This window comes from Enterobacter cloacae complex sp. P42RS, from assembly GCF_014930595.1.
In the GTDB taxonomy this organism is placed as follows: Bacteria; Pseudomonadota; Gammaproteobacteria; order Enterobacterales; family Enterobacteriaceae; genus Enterobacter; species Enterobacter bugandensis.
This window is the reverse complement of record NZ_JADBRK010000002.1, coordinates 344,242-362,985: the sequence shown is the minus strand read 5'-3', so window position 1 is coordinate 362,985 and position 18,744 is coordinate 344,242. Positions and strand designations below refer to the sequence as shown.

The window sequence follows — 18,744 nt, the reverse complement described above, 5'->3', positions numbered from 1 at the left end:
GAGGATAATAAAGACATTGCGTATCAGTGATATGCCCCAATACTGTTGGTATATCCATAAGAGACTCTGACATAGCCATGCCTGAACACTATCGTTATTCCTTGCCCGTCAAAGCGGGCGACCAGCGCCAGCTGGGTGAACTCACGGGCGCGGCCTGCGCCACGCTGGTGGCAGAAATCGCTGAGCGGCACCCTGGCCCGGTGGTGCTGGTTGCCCCGGATATGCAAAACGCCCTGCGCCTGCACGATGAAATCCGCCAGTTCACCGATAGCCTGGTGTTCAGCCTGGCCGACTGGGAAACGCTGCCGTATGACAGTTTCTCCCCGCATCAGGAGATCATCTCCTCGCGCCTGTCGACGCTATATCAACTCCCGACCATGCAGCGCGGCGTGCTGATTGTGCCGGTGAATACCCTGATGCAGCGCGTCTGCCCGCACAGCTATCTGCACGGCCACGCGCTGGTGATGAAAAAAGGCCAGCGCCTGTCTCGCGACACCCTGCGAGACCAGCTTGACGGTGCCGGATATCGCCATGTCGATCAGGTCATGGAGCACGGGGAATATGCCACCCGCGGCGCGCTGCTCGACCTTTACCCGATGGGCAGCGACCAGCCGTATCGTCTGGATTTCTTTGATGATGAAATCGACAGCCTGCGCGTGTTCGATGCCGACACCCAGCGCACGCTGGAAGAGGTGGAATCCATCAATTTACTGCCTGCCCACGAGTTCCCGACGGACAAAACCGCCATCGAGCTGTTCCGCAGCCAGTGGCGCGACAGGTTCGACGTAAAGCGTGATGCAGAACATATCTATCAGCAGGTCAGCAAAGGTACGCTCCCGGCCGGAATCGAATACTGGCAGCCACTGTTCTTCAGCGAGCCGCTGCCCGCCCTGTTCAGCTACTTCCCGGCGAATACGCTGATTGTGAACACCGGCGATATCGACGCCAGCGCCAGCCGCTTTGAAAGCGAAACCCGCGCGCGCTTCGAAAACCGGGGCGTTGACCCGATGCGTCCGCTTCTGCCGCCGGAAGCGCTGTGGCTGCGCACCGACGAACTCAACGCCGAGCTGAAGCGCTGGCCGCGCATGCAGCTGAAAACCGATTCGCTTGCCGATAAGGCCGCCAACACCAACCTCGCCTTCCGCACGCTGCCGGAGCTGGCCGTTCAGGCTCAGCAGAAATCGCCGCTGGATAATCTGCGCAAGTTCCTGGAGTCCTTTACCGGCCCGGTGGTGTTCTCCGTTGAGAGTGAAGGCCGACGCGAAGCTTTGGGTGAGCTGCTGGGACGCATTAAGGTGGCGCCGAAGCGCATCCTGCGTCTGAGCGAAGCGACCGGAAACGGTCGTTATCTGATGATCGGCGCCGCCGAGCACGGGTTCATCGACACGCTCAACAACCTGGCGCTGATTTGCGAAAGCGACCTGCTGGGCGAGCGCGTCGCGCGCCGCCGTCAGGACAGCCGTCGGACCATCAACCCGGACACGCTGATCCGCAACCTGGCCGAGCTGCATCCAGGCCAGCCGATTGTTCACCTGGAGCACGGCGTTGGCCGCTATCAGGGGATGACCACGCTGGAAGCGGGCGGTATCAAAGGTGAATACCTGATGCTGACCTACGCCAACGACGCCAAACTCTATGTACCGGTCTCGTCGCTGCACCTGATCAGCCGCTATGCGGGCGGCGCGGAGGAAAATGCGCCGCTGCACAAGCTGGGCGGCGACGCCTGGGCGCGTGCACGCCAGAAAGCGGCGGAAAAAGTGCGCGACGTGGCGGCCGAGCTGCTGGATATCTACGCCCAGCGCGCGGCCAAAGAGGGCTTCGCCTTTAAGCACGACAAAGAACAGTACCAGCTGTTCTGCGACAGCTTCCCGTTTGAAACCACGCCGGATCAGGCCCAGGCGATCAATGCCGTGCTGAGCGACATGTGCCAGCCGCTGGCAATGGACCGCTTAGTCTGCGGCGACGTCGGCTTCGGTAAAACCGAAGTGGCGATGCGCGCCGCCTTCCTTGCGGTTGAAAACAACAAGCAGGTGGCGGTGCTGGTGCCAACCACCCTGCTCGCTCAGCAGCACTTCGACAACTTCCGCGACCGCTTCGCCAACTGGCCGGTACGCATCGAAATGCTGTCGCGTTTTCGCAGCACCAAAGAGCAGACGCAGATCCTGGAGCAGGCAAGCGAAGGCAAGATCGATATTCTGATCGGCACCCATAAGCTGCTGCAAAGCGACGTGAAGTGGAAAGATTTGGGGCTGCTGATCGTCGACGAAGAGCACCGCTTCGGGGTTCGCCATAAAGAGCGCATCAAAGCGATGCGCGCGGACGTCGACATCCTGACCCTGACCGCCACGCCGATCCCGCGCACGCTGAACATGGCGATGAGCGGCATGCGCGATCTGTCGATTATCGCCACGCCGCCGGCGCGCCGTCTGGCGGTGAAAACCTTCGTCCGCGAATACGATAATCTGGTGGTGCGTGAGGCCATTCTGCGTGAAGTACTGCGCGGGGGTCAGGTCTATTATCTGTATAACGACGTGGAAAACATCCAGAAAGCGGCCGACAGGCTGGCGGAGCTGGTGCCGGAGGCGCGTGTTGCTATCGGTCACGGACAGATGCGCGAGCGCGAGCTGGAACGGGTGATGAACGACTTCCACCACCAGCGCTTTAACGTGCTGGTGTGCACCACCATCATCGAAACCGGGATCGACATTCCGACGGCGAACACCATCATCATTGAACGCGCGGATCACTTCGGCCTGGCCCAGCTTCACCAGCTGCGCGGCCGCGTCGGGCGTTCGCACCATCAGGCTTACGCCTGGCTGCTGACACCGCATCCGAAAGCGATGACCACCGACGCGCAAAAGCGTCTGGAAGCCATCGCCTCTCTGGAAGACCTCGGCGCAGGCTTCGCGCTGGCCACGCACGACCTGGAGATCCGCGGCGCGGGTGAACTACTGGGTGAGGACCAGAGCGGCTCCATGGAGACCATCGGCTTCTCGCTCTATATGGAGCTGCTGGAAAACGCGGTTGATGCCCTGAAGGCCGGGCGCGAGCCGTCTCTGGAAGATTTGACCAGCCAGCAAACTGAGGTCGAGCTGCGAATGCCTTCCTTGCTGCCGGACGATTTCATTCCGGACGTGAATACCCGCCTGTCGTTCTACAAGCGCATCGCCAGCGCGAAGAATGAGAACGAGCTGGAAGAGATTAAAGTGGAGCTGATCGACCGCTTCGGCCTGCTGCCAGATGCTGCGCGTAACCTGCTGGATATCGCGCGCCTGCGCCAGCAGGCGCAGAAGCTGGGCATTCGCAAGCTTGAGGGCAACGAAAAAGGCGGCGTCATTGAATTTGCCGAGAAGAACCACGTCAACCCGATGTGGCTGATCGGCCTGCTGCAAAAACAGCCGCAGCACTTCCGTCTTGATGGCCCGACGCGACTGAAATTTACCCAGGAGCTGACGGAGCGCAAAACGCGCATGGACTGGGTGCGTAACTTTATGCGTCAGCTGGAAGAGAACGCTGTCGCGTAACTCGCCCTTCCCCCCGTTAGCGCAGTGCTGGCGGGGGGACAATTTACAAACTCTTTGCACTTCACCCGATCTTCCCGACACACCCATTCGCCATAATTATCTTTAACCCCCTTATAAAACAATAACCTTATCATTTACATGGATTATGGTGATGATGACCTCTTCGCGTTTTACCCGCTGGATAACCCTGTTTGCGCTGGCAGCCACCGTCGCGGTTGCGCTTCCTGCGCGGGCAAACACCTGGCCCCTTCCCCCGCCCGGCAGCAAGGTGGTGGGCGAAAACCGTTTTCATGTGGTTGAAAACAATGGTGGCTCACTGGAAGCGATAGCCAAAAAATATAACGTCGGTTTTCTGGCCCTGCTGCAGGCGAACCCCGGCGTCGATCCGTACGTCCCGCGCGCGGGCAGCGTACTGACCATTCCGTTACAGACTATCCTGCCGGATGCCCCGCGGGAGGGGATCGTGATCAACCTGGCGGAGTTGCGTTTGTACTATTACCCGCCGGGTAAAAATGAGGTTACCGTCTACCCTATCGGTATTGGTCAACTGGGCGGCGATACGCTGACGCCGACGATGGTCACCACCGTCTCGGATAAACGCGCCAACCCAACCTGGACGCCGACGGCCAACATTCGCGCCCGCTATAAGGCTCAGGGCATCGATCTTCCTGCCGTGATTCCGGCAGGCCCGGATAACCCGATGGGTCATCACGCGATCCGCCTTGCCGCATACGGCGGTGTTTACCTGCTGCACGGTACGAACGCGGATTTTGGCATCGGCATGCGCGTCAGCTCCGGCTGCATTCGTCTGCGCGATGACGATATCAAAACGCTGTTTAACGTCGTTACGCCGGGAACGAAGGTGAATATTATCAATACGCCCATTAAGGTCTCTGAAGAGCCAGGCGGCGTGCGGCTGGTTGAGATTCACCAGCCGCTCTCGAAAAACATTGGCGACGATCCGCAGACGCTGACCATTAACCTGAATGCCGCAATGGTAAGCTTCAAAACGAATGTGAATACCAACAGCGTGGTGATGGAGCGCGCAATGGAGGCCCGGTCAGGCATGCCGACCGATGTCACCCGGCATCACGATGTCATCCAGCAATCGATGTAAACCAGAAAGAAAAACGCCCTGCACGTGTGCAGTAATGCCGTTCACTTAAGGCTCACGTGTCTTAAAGCTGAACGGATATTCAGGCGGCACATAAAGCACTGAACGATCGTATCGTCGGTGCTTTCTTTTTTCCGGCAGGATAAAGGCTTTAACATTTTCAGACATGTAAAGAGAGCAGGCACAAAGCCAGCTACATCTATCAATGATATATAACGTAAGACATAGTTAACACAGTCACTCCCAGATACATAATCAATATCATTAAAAACACCTTATAATCTGTGAAAACTTTCAGTGGCACACAACTATAGCATTTCCGTCTGGAAGGGATACGTATCGACATATATAAGTGGTAGATTTCTGGAGAGTCCTTCAATGATTCTAATTTATTATGTGCACACCAGTGCTTTTTATTCCTGTAACCAAAAGACAAATCAATATACACTGCCATTAACGCAAGCAGAGCACCGAGGGCCAGACCATCATAATAAAATACAGATTTATGAGGTAAAATGAGAGCAATAAATTCATTCATCATTATACTCCCATATGTTCACGAGCTTTATCACCATAAAACCAGGTGAAAAATGCTCCCATACTACAAAATATAACTATCCACAGAACACCCATTGTAATTAAAAACCAACCGGATATAGATTTACCGCCATCACCAAAAGTGCCAATGGTTATCATAATTCCAAAAAAGAACATCAGCCCGGCGATCCCACAAACTTCCCACGGTGTCGTGTATCTTTTCTGCTGGGGATAATCAGGTTGGCGAGTTAATCGGGACGACAGAGCCGTCATTGAAAATCTGTTCTGTTCGGAAGCGGCCACTAGCTGATCACCCTGCGCATATACCACTGCATCTGATGCCAATGCTAGCATCAACCAGACGTACCCGGCAGAATGCTCACCGAGTGACATTTCAAGATCCAGCCTGTCCGGTACGGCCTTTTTCTCATCCAGCACTTCCAGCAGCGGGTACTTTTCCGTGCGAGAGAGTCCGGTATACCAGAGTTGTTTTGGTTTACTGACAACTTCCGCTCGCAGATAAATAGGTACTGTTGTTTCAACGTCTGTAACCCCCGTCATCGGTTGATAAAGATAAACCCGTTTTTCTCCTTCTGTTTTGACGTAGTAATTCGTGAAGAGAAGCGCAGTAACATTTTCCATCTGTTTAGACTCTTCTTCGTCAGAATGAAGGTCTACACAGATAAGCAGTCGTTCAACAACATACCCGTTCGTCTGCTTTATCCATTCCGTGATTTGCGTATAGTCGGGGCATTCAGGCAAAAATGTGATTTTTTTAGTAGAGATCGCTAGCCGCTCAAGCACACGCCGGAGTTCATCGCTACAGGATTCGTCCCCACCGCGAACCCACACCAGCGCTTCAATCTGCTGGTACTTAGATAGTTTTCCTGCCATCGGCTCCAGAACGTGGATCATTGCCTGCCCGGCTCTCGTGAAATCGAACGATGCTTCCAGTTCGATGTTCAACGGCATTTTAGCGGCCAGTGGAAACTCCCCCTCAAGTTTCAGCATACTCAGCGCCAGTTCCTTCGTTGCCTTTGGAGGAGCCAGCACCGACCAGCCTGCCAGGGTAATATTGCCCCTGGCATAGCTGACAACCTTGTATTCCTGTTCGGCCGCAATCAGCAACCGCGTTTCCATGTAGTGCCTGAGCCCGTGATACGCGGCAGAGAACACTTGCACGAACCCCGTCAGGAAAACAACCGGAATCACCACTGACTGGGCAAGAAAATCGAGATCGACATGTTTATTACCCGGCCAAGTGACAGCCCGGACGGCCAGGCAGATAACCACGACGATCACATACAAGAGACATATCCACAAATAGGGATATTTTTCGTCAAATTCATTCTGTTTTGAGAATAACCACCAGTTCATCAAACAGCCCCCGCAGTGGGGAGTGTGGTGCGAATGGCACAGCCGCACGCCGCTTTACAGCCATCCACGACCACGCCACGGCCGTTCATCGTCCATGTCGGGTGGTATTCGTTGATTGGGAACGTTCCCTTATGCTCAGGGCACATAACCAGATCGTCTTTCAGGGCCACAGGTTTTCCCATAAAGTCCGCGCCGGACGCTTTAATCACTTTTCCACCGCTCACCAGCGGATCGTTCAGTCGAATTACGCCATTCATGGTTATGTCCTTATTTACCTACAGTACCCATCCCAAATGGAATGATGAAAATCTGCACTGGAATGGTCACAGCATCAAGGAGAATAGTCACAGGATAAAGCAACATTAAAGCATAAGCGCTGAGAGGCGTGTGCTCAGTATACTTTTTCATAGCCAATATTACTGGTTTTTGTAAGTGAATAATATTTTGTTCTTCAACTCTCACAGGCTTCTGATTGTAATCGCCAGATAACTCACTGATCTCAAAAACACATTCATTCATCTCATTTAATTGGCATTTTGTGTTAGAAAGCAATTCATTAGCTTTATCTAAGTTTTTAAATGAATAAACAAAATCTACTTTCCCATAAATTTCTGTATAATCACCTTCGTCATACAAACTAAACTCACCATTTTGCCTTAATGATAAGTTATCAACATTCATCAAAGATGACGATAGAAGTGCTTTCAACCCATCCGAATCATCAAACACCAGAAAAGAGCTATTCACCCCACCCAGTTGAATATAATGAGGAGAGTTTTTATCAATATAAACATCAGCTATTGTATCGGATAATGTTTTTTCTGTTCTATATTTACTATCTTTAATGGCATTTGATAAGCCAATTGTAAAACAACCCGTTAAATTAAAAGCAAAGAAAACAACAAAAATCATTCTTAATATATTCATAACTAACGACCTTCATCCATGTTGCACTGCATATGATCCCAACCGGTGTAGCCTTTCACTTCCGGCACCTTGTCGGGCTGATCCTGCCAGTTGGACTGAATTTCCTGAACCGTTCCCTTCAGCCCTTGTTTAGTCATATAAACCATTCCCCAAGCCCATCCCCCAGAACCGGGCTTAATATCTCCTTTTGTTCCATCGCCAAGTTTATATTGAATCCCCATCCCCCCCGGCAATAAACGAGGGTCATCAAACGGCTTTGACGACATATACAACCTGTGTTTAGTCTGTAAAAATCCCTGATCGTTAACGACGGTGAAGGATACTGCGTCTTCCGCTGGCGCTCGGTTATCACCATTCGGTTCATTCCCCGAAGGAGAAAAACCTACAGCCTTCCAGGTTTGCCCATAATCTTTGGAAACCATAAATCCATCCACCTCCCAGTTTGGAACAGCAATATAGCGCTGGGATGGGTGTTCAAACTTTTTAGTGAATATCCGGTAAAATTGAAAAAATGGCTGAGAATGAATCCCTCGTTCTGTGTCCGTATACCAGAGTTCGCCTTCACAGTCCCAGCCCTTCAACTCCAGATAACGATGGTCATCGAACCGATATACTACCTGCGTCGGTGGTTCTTGAGCCTGACACGCAGCTACCAGAAAAATAGCGGAGACCGCCAGGCTAGTACATAATCCTTTCATGTCTTACCCTTAAGCCAGCTGGCTGTCACTTTTAGGTTTAGGCATTTCCCATTGAAGGATCTTTATCTCCTGGAAATCTTCCGGCCTGACGGTTCCCGTCTCAATATCCATAGAGTTACGCGAACGAGGTCGAATACCGGTATAATCATTTTCCACACCAAAATCGCCCAACGGCAGAACCTCATCAGGCTTACTCATAAAGTTTTTAGTCTCGGCAACTGGCAATCTCCCAGAACGGTAATATTCTCTCGCATCAGCATTACCATTCAATGGATCACGCCAGTCAGCGCGGTGCAACAGGCTTTCCCAGAATTTACCGGCTTTGTAGTCAAATGACTTGCACTGGCCGATTGCCAGGTCGAACGCCATCGCGTGCGATGGCGCGAACTCGCTCATAACAATTGACGAATGCTGGCTGTAGCTTACCGGGTCAGCTTTTTTCCATTCTTTTTCAAGTTCTTCACGGGTTTTCATCCAGGTAATGGACAAAACAGGATAATCTTTAGAACCAGTAACTTCCCCGTGAATAACGGTATGCTCCCGGTCATGGCTTTCCACATTCAGTTCATCTGGTGTTAAAACATGCCCAGGCTTCCAGCTAATACGCTGATAACTGTTAAGCATATACATCGCAGAATCCGTGCGCTTAATAGCACTGGCTTTAGCTGAATACGATATATAGGCATCCGGGCTATACGGATCGATATAATACGTATACGGCTTGTCACTCGTTTTAGGGTCATTATCCGGATGATTATCCTGACCCTGTAGTTTGAAAATAAAGGGTTCCGGCAATTCTTCACCGTTTACCACTACGTCATGGGCGCGGTAGCTGGCATTCGGGAGAAACGCATATTTTGCATCCCCCTCTTTTCGTTGTGGCAACTCAAAGGGTTTAGTGTCAGGTGCTTTCCCTACTTCGCCGTGCTGATAAAAAACTCGCTGGAACAGGTTAGGAATACCATCTGCAATTTTCTGAGGGATCCCTCGCCAGCCAAATCCCTGCACATTTTCCAGCGATACAACGCCATCATTTGGACAGAAGTAATTATACACTTTACCGTTATTGTTACGTCCATAGCGATCATCAGCCCGCAACGGATTATCAGAAGGTTTGCGCAGCGTACAGGAGGCTTCAAGGGCCAGTAATTCGTCTTCAGATAATTTTCCTCCCCCTTTCCACTGCGTATGCATCAGGCCACAGAATTTTTTGAATGTCTTCTGCCTGGCGGCATCCGTCTGTTGGTATCCGGGCTGAATATTTTCAGCCACGCGGGACTCCAGTGAATAAGGGGAATGATTCAGAATGATGCAGTTAACCGACTCATAACCTGCCTGCTTGACTAACATATTTGCCAGCATGGTAATAATCGTGCCCTGGCTGTGGGCGACAATATTAACCACATCATCACGCGTCTCTTGTTGCTGGCGGATCTGAATAATCAAATCTGCCAGACGCTGGGCAGCAAAAAACTGATAGATTCGGTGCGGGTTTTCATAAATGGGATGAGTGTAATCCCCGTCGTTCATATGCAGTGATGCAAATCCCGCCGCTGCCACGCCAAAACCTCCAGCTCCTGGCCCCAGCATATCGGGAATGTTGGTAGTCGCATTGGCGAACGTCCCGCCACCTTTTGCAAAATTTGAATCAAGACCATTCTTGAGGTTGTCATTCTGGTACTTAAACGAACCCTTACCGTCATTCCCCAGCGCGGCCATGTTCGTCTCGTTATCTTCCTGATAGGCGTCATACGGCAGATGGGCACCGGAAGACAGTTTTCCGACTTCATCCCTATATCGCTTCTGGTCTGCAACGTAATCAGCATGAGTGACCGGCTTATACCCCCAGTAAAACGGGATAACAGGTGAACGGCCGGGGTGCGCAATTCTGTTCTCCCCCCACTCATGCGCGTAAAAATCCTGACGATTAAGACGCTTACTCAGGCCTGCAAGAATGCCTTTCTCCTGATTCTGGTATGCCTCACCCACGTCGTTTACGCCATGGACCAGAATCACAATTCCCGGCATCGGACGCGGCACGCCAACGCGACGGGTCTGGGCCACCTCACCCAAATCTTTGTGTACCGGAATATCCCCTTCTGATATGACCCGTGGAGCATACGGGCTTTGTCTGGTTTCCGTCATTCCATTAACTCCATTTTGTAGGTGTCCAGGTCATCAGCATCGAGTAACGATGAATGACCGTTGCTGTCCGTTATGCCTTCCACCACTTTTCCGGCCGAGCTGGTCAGCCGGAATTTTTTGTTTGCGAGAATTTGCTCCGGATCGTCTCCGGCATGCAGCTGGTAGCGGAGTTTAAATGCGCCCTGATTGAACGGCGGGACCGTGACCTGTGCGCTTTCCGGGCCGTCATATTTCAGACTGGGTCCTTTCAGTTCGATTCCCGTCGGCGAGAAGATGGTGACCAGTCCGTTCGGACTGACGCGTATCCCGCCTCCCCCACAGACCAGCTGTATGCCCTGTCTGGCGCTGCCGTTCAGCTGCCCGTCGGTACTCGCCATCGTGAAATCATTCTGCGAGAGCATATGCATGGCACCGCGCTGGGCCTGCGTCGTGATATCTCCGGCCCCGGCAATCATCTGAATGCCGAGCTTGCGGGCAAACAGCGAGAGTTTTTCCCCCACGGCCAGCGAGAATTTTTTCACCACGTTTACGCTGGTATCCTGGCCCGCCGTCACAATCACATCTTTCCCGGCAGACAGTTGCAGACTGTCCGGCGTGACGTGTGCCTGCCCTTTGTCGGCATAGGTAAGCAGACCCGGCTCTGCCAGATTACTCAGCACCTGGTTCAACTGGTTTTGCTGATCGGTTTCCACATTACTGGCCCCGGCCGTCAGTGCGCTTTGTTGCAGTGTCATTGCCAGCGACAACGCTTTTTCCAGCTGCGCAATGGCGGCTGTCATATCCAGTTGCTTACCCGCAGCACGCGGTTGCGCCTCCGTGGTGATCATCACCCCTTTCGCAGCACGGAGCGCCATGTGATTGTCAGTGCGCGCTTCCACACCTTCACCGCGCTGTTTTCCCTCTGCATCAACGAGGTGACCAGCGCTGACCTGACTCTTGCCGTACTCCGTGGAAATCTTGATGTGTTCCTGACCGCGGCGGTCCTCCAGGCGGATTTTGTTCGAAGCAGCAGTGCGGATCACGTTGCGGGTGTCGTTGCGGTTTGTAACCAGATCAGGGTGCTTGCCGTCATGCATGACATGCGCAATAAAGGGCCGGTCCGGATCGCCGCCTTCAAAGGCTACAGCCACTTCTGTACCGTCCAGCAGCGGGAAATGAAAACCAAACACATCCCCACCGTACGGTCTGCCTAAGCGCATAAGAGCACTTTCAAAGCCGCCACGTTTCTCGTCGAGGTCAAAATCAAACTTCACGCGGTAGCGGCCATGCGCATCGACTCCGGCATAAGTGTGATCCCGATTGATGGCCGCCACGCGACCGGGTACCGTACCGGCAATCACCGGTCGCGGCAGATATTCCGGACGATAGCTGTAGCCGTTCAGATAAGGGATCCCTTTCAGGATGGCGCGGTAGTGCTGTGCGCGACTGCCGGATAGCGTCATTGTGGTGACAAGAAAACCGTGCTTAAACCCGTCAGGAATATCTCCTGTCGGGTGGAACATCATACCCGGCAACAGTGCCGGGTCACTGGTTGTCCCTCCCAGCACACTCTGTTTGTTCAGCAGACGCTCATAGCGCAGGCGCGCGTAAAACGTGGCTGTTTCCGCCTCTTCACCGTAAAAATCGCCGTACTTCAGATAATGATCGGCATAGTGATACTGTTTGCCGCTGGTTATCCCGTCGGGAATATCATTATCGAAAATGGTTTTATCCGCCTGTGGCGAAAATGGATTGCGGTAGTTATACGTACGCACCAGCACGCTTTCGGGAATGAGTTCGTATTGTTCTTCGAGCTCGGTAATGTATTCTTCATAGCTGGTCATGCCGGAATGGCGAACGTACGGCAGCTTCTTATCGCTGAAGGCATAGCGGCGGCCACCGTCACCAAAGACAACCACCGTTTCGCCCTGTACTTTGTCATGGTTTTCAAAGCGGAACCAGATCCCCACCTCGGCCAGCAGACGGCGGATAAACTGGAGATCGGTTTCCTTCCACTGAATAATCATTTCACGGCTGGGGTAGCTGTGGCTCAACTGGTCAAAATCGATGTTGTAACCTTGAAAATGCCCGCTCTCCTTCATCAGCTTCGTGACGAGCTCTGGCACTGACACATTCATGTATACGGCCGAACGGTAATTCCGGTCCAGCAGCGCCAGATCATGCTCCAGCACACACTCGTAAAGGGCCTCATCGGCAGATGACTTCAGACGGGCAAACGACGTGATCACCCCGTTAATCTGGCGCACCGGCAGCCAGGACTCCTGATTGTGCCAGCCAGCTTTCGGATTCGGGGCACGCAGAATAAATTCCGCCCTCTGATTGAGGACATCGTTGACGGCAATGCTTGATGCCGGGCTGGTAAAGCGGATGGTGTAGCGATAGGGCTTACTGAGTCCTTCTTCCCCTGTAAAAGAGTGAACATCCGGTAAAACAGATATGCCTCGTGGAATATACAGTAAATAACGGTTTAACGTATTCTGTTGCTGAATAATGCCTGACGGTCCTGTCATCGCCCAATATCCCTGATAAAGAATGACTGTTTATTAAAAAATAATACGCTCATAGGCCATTGAATAAAATGCCATTCGGTAACAAATCACAGAATTTTACAAAATACATATCATTCAGTTTAAAGATAAATAAAATAAAAACATTCACACGATAAATAAAAGACCAGAAATAATACCCGGCCCGTTTATAACAATTCAGCCGGTAAAAACAATATGGACGACGTGTTTTTCCTGTGAGCGCATAATCAGATATTCAGAAACCACCGCTGAAGGGTAGAGTTATTCGGCCCTTTCTCCTGATATAAATCGGTATTCCCTGGAGAGCAGCAATAAATATTAAACCGGTCGCCGCCTGGTAAGAATATACAGTAGTTTCCGTAAGCGGGATTTTATCTGCCACCAGTATATGAGGATAAATTCCGTTCCGGTATCCAGGGTTCGCAGGAGGCGGCAAAGAGCCGCTGCTTAAACTTAGGAGAATAATCAGGGCAGCCTTTTCGCCTGCCGCGAGTCACATTTTTCCGCATGTCTGACACGTTGATACCCACCACTTATTCGGTAGACACCACGTTGTCGAAAATATCAGATTATGGCCAGACGACTCTCGCTGAACGCATACTAAGAGTGGGAAAAGGTATCCAGTTCGGACAGGAAAGCATCCGCAACGAAGTCCATATCGAGTTCAGACGTAAAAAATCCGGGCCAGAGGGGCTGAACCCGGATTGTCTCTTACTGGCAGGATCGTTCAAGCGTTCTTAAACGATCGGCATTACTGCACAAGTGCAAGGCGTTTTTTATTGCAGTGGCATAAATGAGGGTTTATGCCCGGCTTATTTGTAGATGACAGCGGTGCCGTGCAGGGTGTTAGGACCGGTCACAGAGGTGATGCGGTAAGATTTTGCACCCATTGCTTCCGCTTTTTGTGCCAGTTGATCTTCCAGAGAGCCCAGGTTAGTCCCGGCAGACGCAGAGATCGTCCCGACTTTATGCTGATCGGCTGGAGTGGATTGTACCTGTACAGCAGCAAAGCTTGCGAAAGAGAGTGAACTCAGTACAGCAGCAGCGATGAGGGTTTTTACGTTTTTCATAATGTTTACCTTTGGCAGATGAATTTTTTGGTCGTTAGCTATTTAGTTAACGATCGATAGGTAAATAATAAATGTGATCCAGCTCACGCGTCAACACATTTTTATAACGAGCATTAATTAAATTTTAAAATTGTTATTTTTCATACATATATGATTAATTTATTTTTAAGCATTCTGCACTGGTGGTGGGTTGCGTTTATTTTTATAATGGTCATTCAACAAACCAACAGAGGACCAACGGCAAATGACAACCGACGTCACGAGTTGTGTGAAGAAAAGCCGTGGCCGACCAAAAGTGTTTGACAGGGATGCAGCGCTTGATAAGGCCATGACTCTCTTCTGGCAACATGGGTATGAAGCGACCTCGCTTTCCGATCTGGTAGAAGCCACCGGAGCTAAAGCGCCGACGCTTTATGCTGAATTTACCAATAAAGAGGGGCTGTTCAGGGCGGTGCTGGACAGGTACATTTCGCGCTTTGCGGCGAAACACGAAGCCCAGCTATTTTGTGAAGAGAAAAGTGTAGAACAGGCGCTACGGGATTACTTTACTGCCGTTGCCACCTGCTTCACCAGTAAAGAGACGCCTGCGGGCTGCTTTATGATTAACACCTCTGCCACCCTGGCGGCAGCATCAAAAGAGATCGCCAATACGGTGAAATCGCGTCATGCGATGCAGGAGGAGACGCTCAGCGCATTTCTGGCTCAGCGCCAGCAGCGCGGTGAAATTCCCGCGCACTGCCAGCCTCAGATGCTGGCGCAATACCTGAGCTGTATTTTACAGGGAATGTCGATCAGCGCCCGTGAAGGGGCGACGCTGGAAAAGCTGCAGAACATTTCCGACACCACGCTGCGCCTGTGGCCTGAACTGCTCAAAATCTGACGCAAAAAAAAGCTCCTCAGCCTGAGCGCTTGAGGAGCTAAGTTCAGAGAACATCTTTTTTACGCTTTGTTATTCAGTACCAGCTGGCCGTTTCCATCCAGTGGAATTTGGGTGCCCGGGTCTTTATCCATGCGGATTTTGCCCTGCTGATCGCCAATTTTGTAGGTCACGTCATAGCCCAGCATTTTTTCCGACTTGTCATAGACGGTTTTACAGCGCTGCTGGGTCGTGGTGTAAGTATCGTTATCCTGCATTGCGCCCTGCACCTGGTTACCGGCATAGCCGCCACCCAGCGCGCCGACCACGGTCGCGACATCTTTACCCCGACCACCGCCAAACTGGTGACCAATCACCCCACCCGCTACCGCACCCAGAACAGAGCCGGCAATACGGTTTTCATCCTGTACCGGACGACGGTGGGTTACGGAGACGTTACGGCACTCCTGACGTGGGGTTTTTACGGTTTCTTTAATAGGCGTTGCAGAAACCACCTGCGCATACTGCGGGCCGCGATCTAAAACGTTGAGACTGGCAACAGCAGCCACACCTAACGCAGCTGCGACGCCGATCCCTATACCCGCCAACATTGATTTATTCACGGGACTTCCTCCTTTGTTGCTATTGGTAACAATTCTGCTATGGAGGCGCGGCTTCGCCAATAAGACAAAGGATCAAAAAGTGGACATCGGGGAGAGATATATCGCGTTTAGGAGAACTCTTAGGCACCTAATCCACGACGAGCAGCATGATATGCTAAAAAATCCCTCCGGAGGGCCCGGAGGGAGTGAAAGATTAGTGCAGCTTCAGACGTGGACGAATGACGCGGTTGATTCTGCCCACCAGCATCATCAGGCCCGTTTTAAAGTAGCCGTGCAGCGCGATCTGGTGCATACGGTACAGGGAGATATACACGAAGCGTGCAATGCGCCCTTCCACCATCATCGAGCCACGCATCAGGTTACCCATCAGGCTACCGACGGTAGAGAAGTTTGACAGCGATACCAGCGAACCGTGGTCTTTATAGACATATGCCTTCATTGGCTTGCCTTTGTACTGCGCCAGGATGTTGTGCAGCACCAGGCTTGCCATCTGGTGCGCGGCCTGAGCGCGCGGCGGCACGAAGCCCCCTTCAGGACGCGCGCAGGAGGCACAGTCACCAATAGCGAAGATTTCAGGGTCGCGCGTGGTTTGCAGCGTCGGCTCGGTGACCAGTTGGTTAATGCGGTTCGTCTCCAGACCACCGATATCTTTCATAAAGTCAGGCGCTTTGATACCTGCCGCCCAGACCATCAGATCCGCTTTAATGTACTCGCCGTCTTTGGTGTGCAGTCCACCTTCGTCAGCGCTGGTCACCATGGTCTGCGTCAGGACGCGCACGCCCAGTTTAGTCAGTTCATTGTGCGCTGCGCCGGAAATGCGCGGAGGCAGCGCAGGCAGAATACGCTCACCCGCTTCAACCAGCGTCACGTTCAGCGCTTCGTTAGTTAACCCCTTGTAACCGTAGCTGTGCAGCTGTTTAACCGCATTGTGCAGCTCTGCGGACAGCTCAACGCCTGTCGCGCCGCCGCCGACAATGGCAATGTTAACCTTGCCATTCGCACCCAGATTGCTGGTGTACTTCAGGAACAGGTTCAGCATTTCCTGATGGAAACGACGCGCCTGGTGCGGGTTATCGAGGAAGATACAGTGCTCTTTAACGCCCGGCGTGTTGAAGTCGTTGGAGGTACTGCCGAGCGCCATCACCAGCGTGTCATACGCCAGCTTGCGCTCGGGGACCAGCAGCTCGCCTTTTTCATCACGCAGCTCGGCCAGGGTAATGGTTTTGTTCTCACGGTTGATGTCAACCACCGAGCCCAGCTGGAACTGGAAATGATGGTTGCGCGCGTGCGCCAGATAGCTCAGCGCGTCCACGCCCTCATCCAGTGAGCCGGTCGCCACTTCGTGCAGCAGCGGTTTCCACAGGTGGCTGTGGTTACGATCCACCAGCGTGATTTTGGCTTTTTTACCGCGCCCCAGCTTCTTGCCCAACTGTGTGGCCAGCTCCAGCCCGCCAGCACCACCGCCTACAATCACTATCTTTTTCAATGGCGTAGTCAACGTGACCCCCTCAAATTATTAACCAATTGTTAATTAAAAGTTATGAAAATAACCCTTAATTAACAACAGGTTACAGCACTGAAACCATTCAGGTGCATTGAGAATAACACGTCAGGCGCATTGGTCATACCAAAATTGATATGCATCAAGTTTTGATGGCTTAAAAGTAGACAATTCTGGACAAAAAGAAACCCGGTGCGCGTTCGCGACCGGGTTTCTGAAGTGGCAGGCTGTGGTTTAGCCCAGCGTTTTAAAGGCTTTGATGCGCTGGAGGTGCGGGGAGATGTTCTTGAACTTGTGGGTCTGCTCTTCGTCCCAGACGATCTCGTAATAGTGATGCAGCAGCTCTGCGGCCCGATGGCTGTTCAGTGCTTCATCATTACGCGAGAGGATCACCAGACAGCGATCGCGGTTTTTCTCACGGAAGTTGCTCACGCACTTGGTCGCAATATCGACATACTCTTCCGGGCGGTCAATTTTGCCTTCCATGTTCTCATTCGGGAAAAGGTTAGGATTGAAGACCACCTGGCGGATGTCGCACAGGAAGCCAATCCGCTCCGCCCAGTAGCCGCCCAGCCCCACGCCGCAAATCAACGGGCGATCGTCGACGTTAAGCTGCAGCATCTTGTCCACCTCTTTGAGCAGATGCTGCATATCATGCTTCGGATGGCGCGTACTGTAGCTAATCAGCCGTACATCGGGATCGATAAACTGCAGCTGTAGCACCTTCTCATGATTACCAGGACTGTTTGAGTCAAAACCGTGTAAATAGATGATCATTGTCTTCTCACCACTCTACGCCTTCCGGGAGGGTTTACAGGCTGGCTTTATGTGCCTGCCAGCGCTCATTCAGGTCTTCAAGCCGGGCGTTGACCGACTTCCAGCGCGCCGAATCCATCAGCTCCTGACGGCTAAATGAACCTTTATGATACAAATGCGTAACACGCTCTGCATTGATCGGTGACAGGTTATCCAACACGCTAACGGCACCTTTACGATTATTGCAGACAAGGATCATATCGCAACCTGCATCCAGCGAGGCCTGGCCGCGCTCAGCATAGCTGCCCATGATTGCCGCCCCTTCCATCGACAGATCGTCGGAGAAAATGACGCCGTTGAAACCCAGCTCCTGGCGCAGAACGGTTTTCAGCCAGTGCGGGGAGCCGCTGGCAGGACGCGGATCGACGTCGCTGTAAATCACGTGCGCGGGCATAATGGCGTCCAGCTTGTTATCGGTGATAAGCGAGCGGAACACCGACATATCTTTGGCGCGAATTTCTGCTTCCGGACGCGGGTCGCGCGGGGTCTCTTTGTGGGAATCTGCCGTCACCGCCCCGTGGCCCGGGAAGTGTTTCCCGGTGGTTTTCATTCCCGCATCGTGCATCCCGTCGATAAACCGGGTCGCCATTTCCAGCGCAATACGCGGATCTTCATGGTAGGAGCGCTCGCCAATCGCGGCGCTGATATGGCCCACATCCAGCACCGGGGCAAAGCTGATGTCGATATCCATGGCAGTCATTTCGCTGGCCATCAGCCAGCCGGCTTCCTGCGCCAGTTTCCCACCCTCTTCCGTGCCGAGCAGCGCGGCGAAAGACTGGGCTGCCGGCAGGCGGGTAAAACCGTCGCGAAAACGCTGCACGCGGCCGCCTTCCTGATCGACGGCCACCACCAGATGATTGCGCGACGCGGCGCGGATCTGGCGCACCAGTTCACGCAGTTGCGCCGGATCGTGATAGTTGCGGGTAAACAGGATCAGGCCGCCCACCAGCGGATGCGCCAGAATTTCACGCTCCTCCGCATCCAGCTCAAACCCTTCTACATCCAACATGACTGGACCCACACTCACC

The 18,744-nt window shown here is 52.6% G+C and carries 14 protein-coding genes; 3 read left to right on the top strand and 11 right to left on the bottom strand.

Annotation, left to right across the window (positions count from 1 at the left end):
• Positions 1–77 precede the first annotated feature (77 nt).
• Positions 78–3,524 carry a transcription-repair coupling factor gene (gene mfd, locus IM314_RS05060; RefSeq protein ID WP_041910503.1) on the top strand — a complete coding sequence of 1,149 codons (3,447 nt, stop codon included), beginning with the start codon at positions 78–80 and terminating at the stop codon, positions 3,522–3,524.
• 151 nt (positions 3,525–3,675) lie between these two features.
• Positions 3,676–4,641 (top strand): L,D-transpeptidase family protein, encoded by a 966-nt coding sequence (locus IM314_RS05055; RefSeq protein WP_193358703.1) that lies wholly within the window; start codon positions 3,676–3,678, stop codon positions 4,639–4,641.
• Between the two features lie 537 nt (positions 4,642–5,178).
• Here the strand turns inward: IM314_RS05055 and IM314_RS05050 are convergent.
• From IM314_RS05050 to bhsA, 7 genes are all read right to left on the bottom strand, one after another.
• Positions 5,179–6,552: a hypothetical protein gene (locus IM314_RS05050; RefSeq protein ID WP_193358702.1), complete on the bottom strand. Its 1,374-nt coding sequence runs from the start codon at positions 6,550–6,552 to the stop codon at positions 5,179–5,181.
• Positions 6,552–6,809, bottom strand: coding sequence for a PAAR domain-containing protein (locus IM314_RS05045; protein ID WP_047364287.1), 258 nt, complete (start codon positions 6,807–6,809; stop codon positions 6,552–6,554). The genes IM314_RS05050 and IM314_RS05045 overlap by 1 nt, the downstream gene beginning before the upstream one ends.
• 10 nt (positions 6,810–6,819) lie before the next feature.
• Positions 6,820–7,479 carry a hypothetical protein gene (locus IM314_RS05040; protein ID WP_047364286.1) on the bottom strand — a complete coding sequence of 220 codons (660 nt, stop codon included), beginning with the start codon at positions 7,477–7,479 and terminating at the stop codon, positions 6,820–6,822.
• A 2-nt stretch (positions 7,480–7,481) separates the two neighbouring features.
• Positions 7,482–8,177 (bottom strand): hypothetical protein, encoded by a 696-nt coding sequence (locus IM314_RS05035; protein WP_047364285.1) that lies wholly within the window; start codon positions 8,175–8,177, stop codon positions 7,482–7,484.
• Positions 8,178–8,186: 9 nt separating this feature from the next.
• A complete protein-coding gene (locus IM314_RS05030; protein WP_193358701.1) occupies positions 8,187–10,322 on the bottom strand; it encodes a DUF3274 domain-containing protein in 2,136 nt (711 codons plus the stop codon).
• Complete coding sequence (locus IM314_RS05025; RefSeq protein ID WP_193358700.1) at positions 10,319–12,832, bottom strand: type VI secretion system Vgr family protein; 2,514 nt, start codon at positions 12,830–12,832, stop codon at positions 10,319–10,321. The genes IM314_RS05030 and IM314_RS05025 overlap by 4 nt, the downstream gene beginning before the upstream one ends.
• A gap of 830 nt (positions 12,833–13,662) precedes the next feature.
• Positions 13,663–13,920: a multiple stress resistance protein BhsA gene (gene bhsA, locus IM314_RS05020; protein ID WP_023332711.1), complete on the bottom strand. Its 258-nt coding sequence runs from the start codon at positions 13,918–13,920 to the stop codon at positions 13,663–13,665.
• 244 nt (positions 13,921–14,164) lie between these two features.
• On the opposite strand from bhsA, the gene comR reads away from it, so the two are divergent.
• Positions 14,165–14,800 (top strand): TetR family copper-responsive transcriptional repressor ComR, encoded by a 636-nt coding sequence (gene comR, locus IM314_RS05015; protein WP_028012732.1) that lies wholly within the window; start codon positions 14,165–14,167, stop codon positions 14,798–14,800.
• Between the two features lie 59 nt (positions 14,801–14,859).
• Here comR and IM314_RS05010 read toward each other — a convergent pair whose 3' ends face one another.
• From IM314_RS05010 to nagZ, 4 genes are all read right to left on the bottom strand, one after another.
• Positions 14,860–15,399, bottom strand: a complete 540-nt coding sequence (locus IM314_RS05010) for a glycine zipper 2TM domain-containing protein (protein WP_028012731.1) — start codon at positions 15,397–15,399, stop codon at positions 14,860–14,862.
• Between the two features lie 193 nt (positions 15,400–15,592).
• A complete protein-coding gene (locus IM314_RS05005) occupies positions 15,593–16,897 on the bottom strand; it encodes an NAD(P)/FAD-dependent oxidoreductase (RefSeq protein ID WP_041910505.1) in 1,305 nt (434 codons plus the stop codon).
• Between the two features lie 237 nt (positions 16,898–17,134).
• Positions 17,135–17,677, bottom strand: a complete 543-nt coding sequence (gene ycfP / locus IM314_RS05000; RefSeq protein ID WP_008500781.1) for an alpha/beta hydrolase YcfP — start codon at positions 17,675–17,677, stop codon at positions 17,135–17,137.
• 34 nt (positions 17,678–17,711) lie between these two features.
• A complete protein-coding gene (gene nagZ, locus IM314_RS04995) occupies positions 17,712–18,737 on the bottom strand; it encodes a beta-N-acetylhexosaminidase (protein WP_163333140.1) in 1,026 nt (341 codons plus the stop codon).
• Between the last annotated feature and the right edge of the window lie 7 nt (positions 18,738–18,744).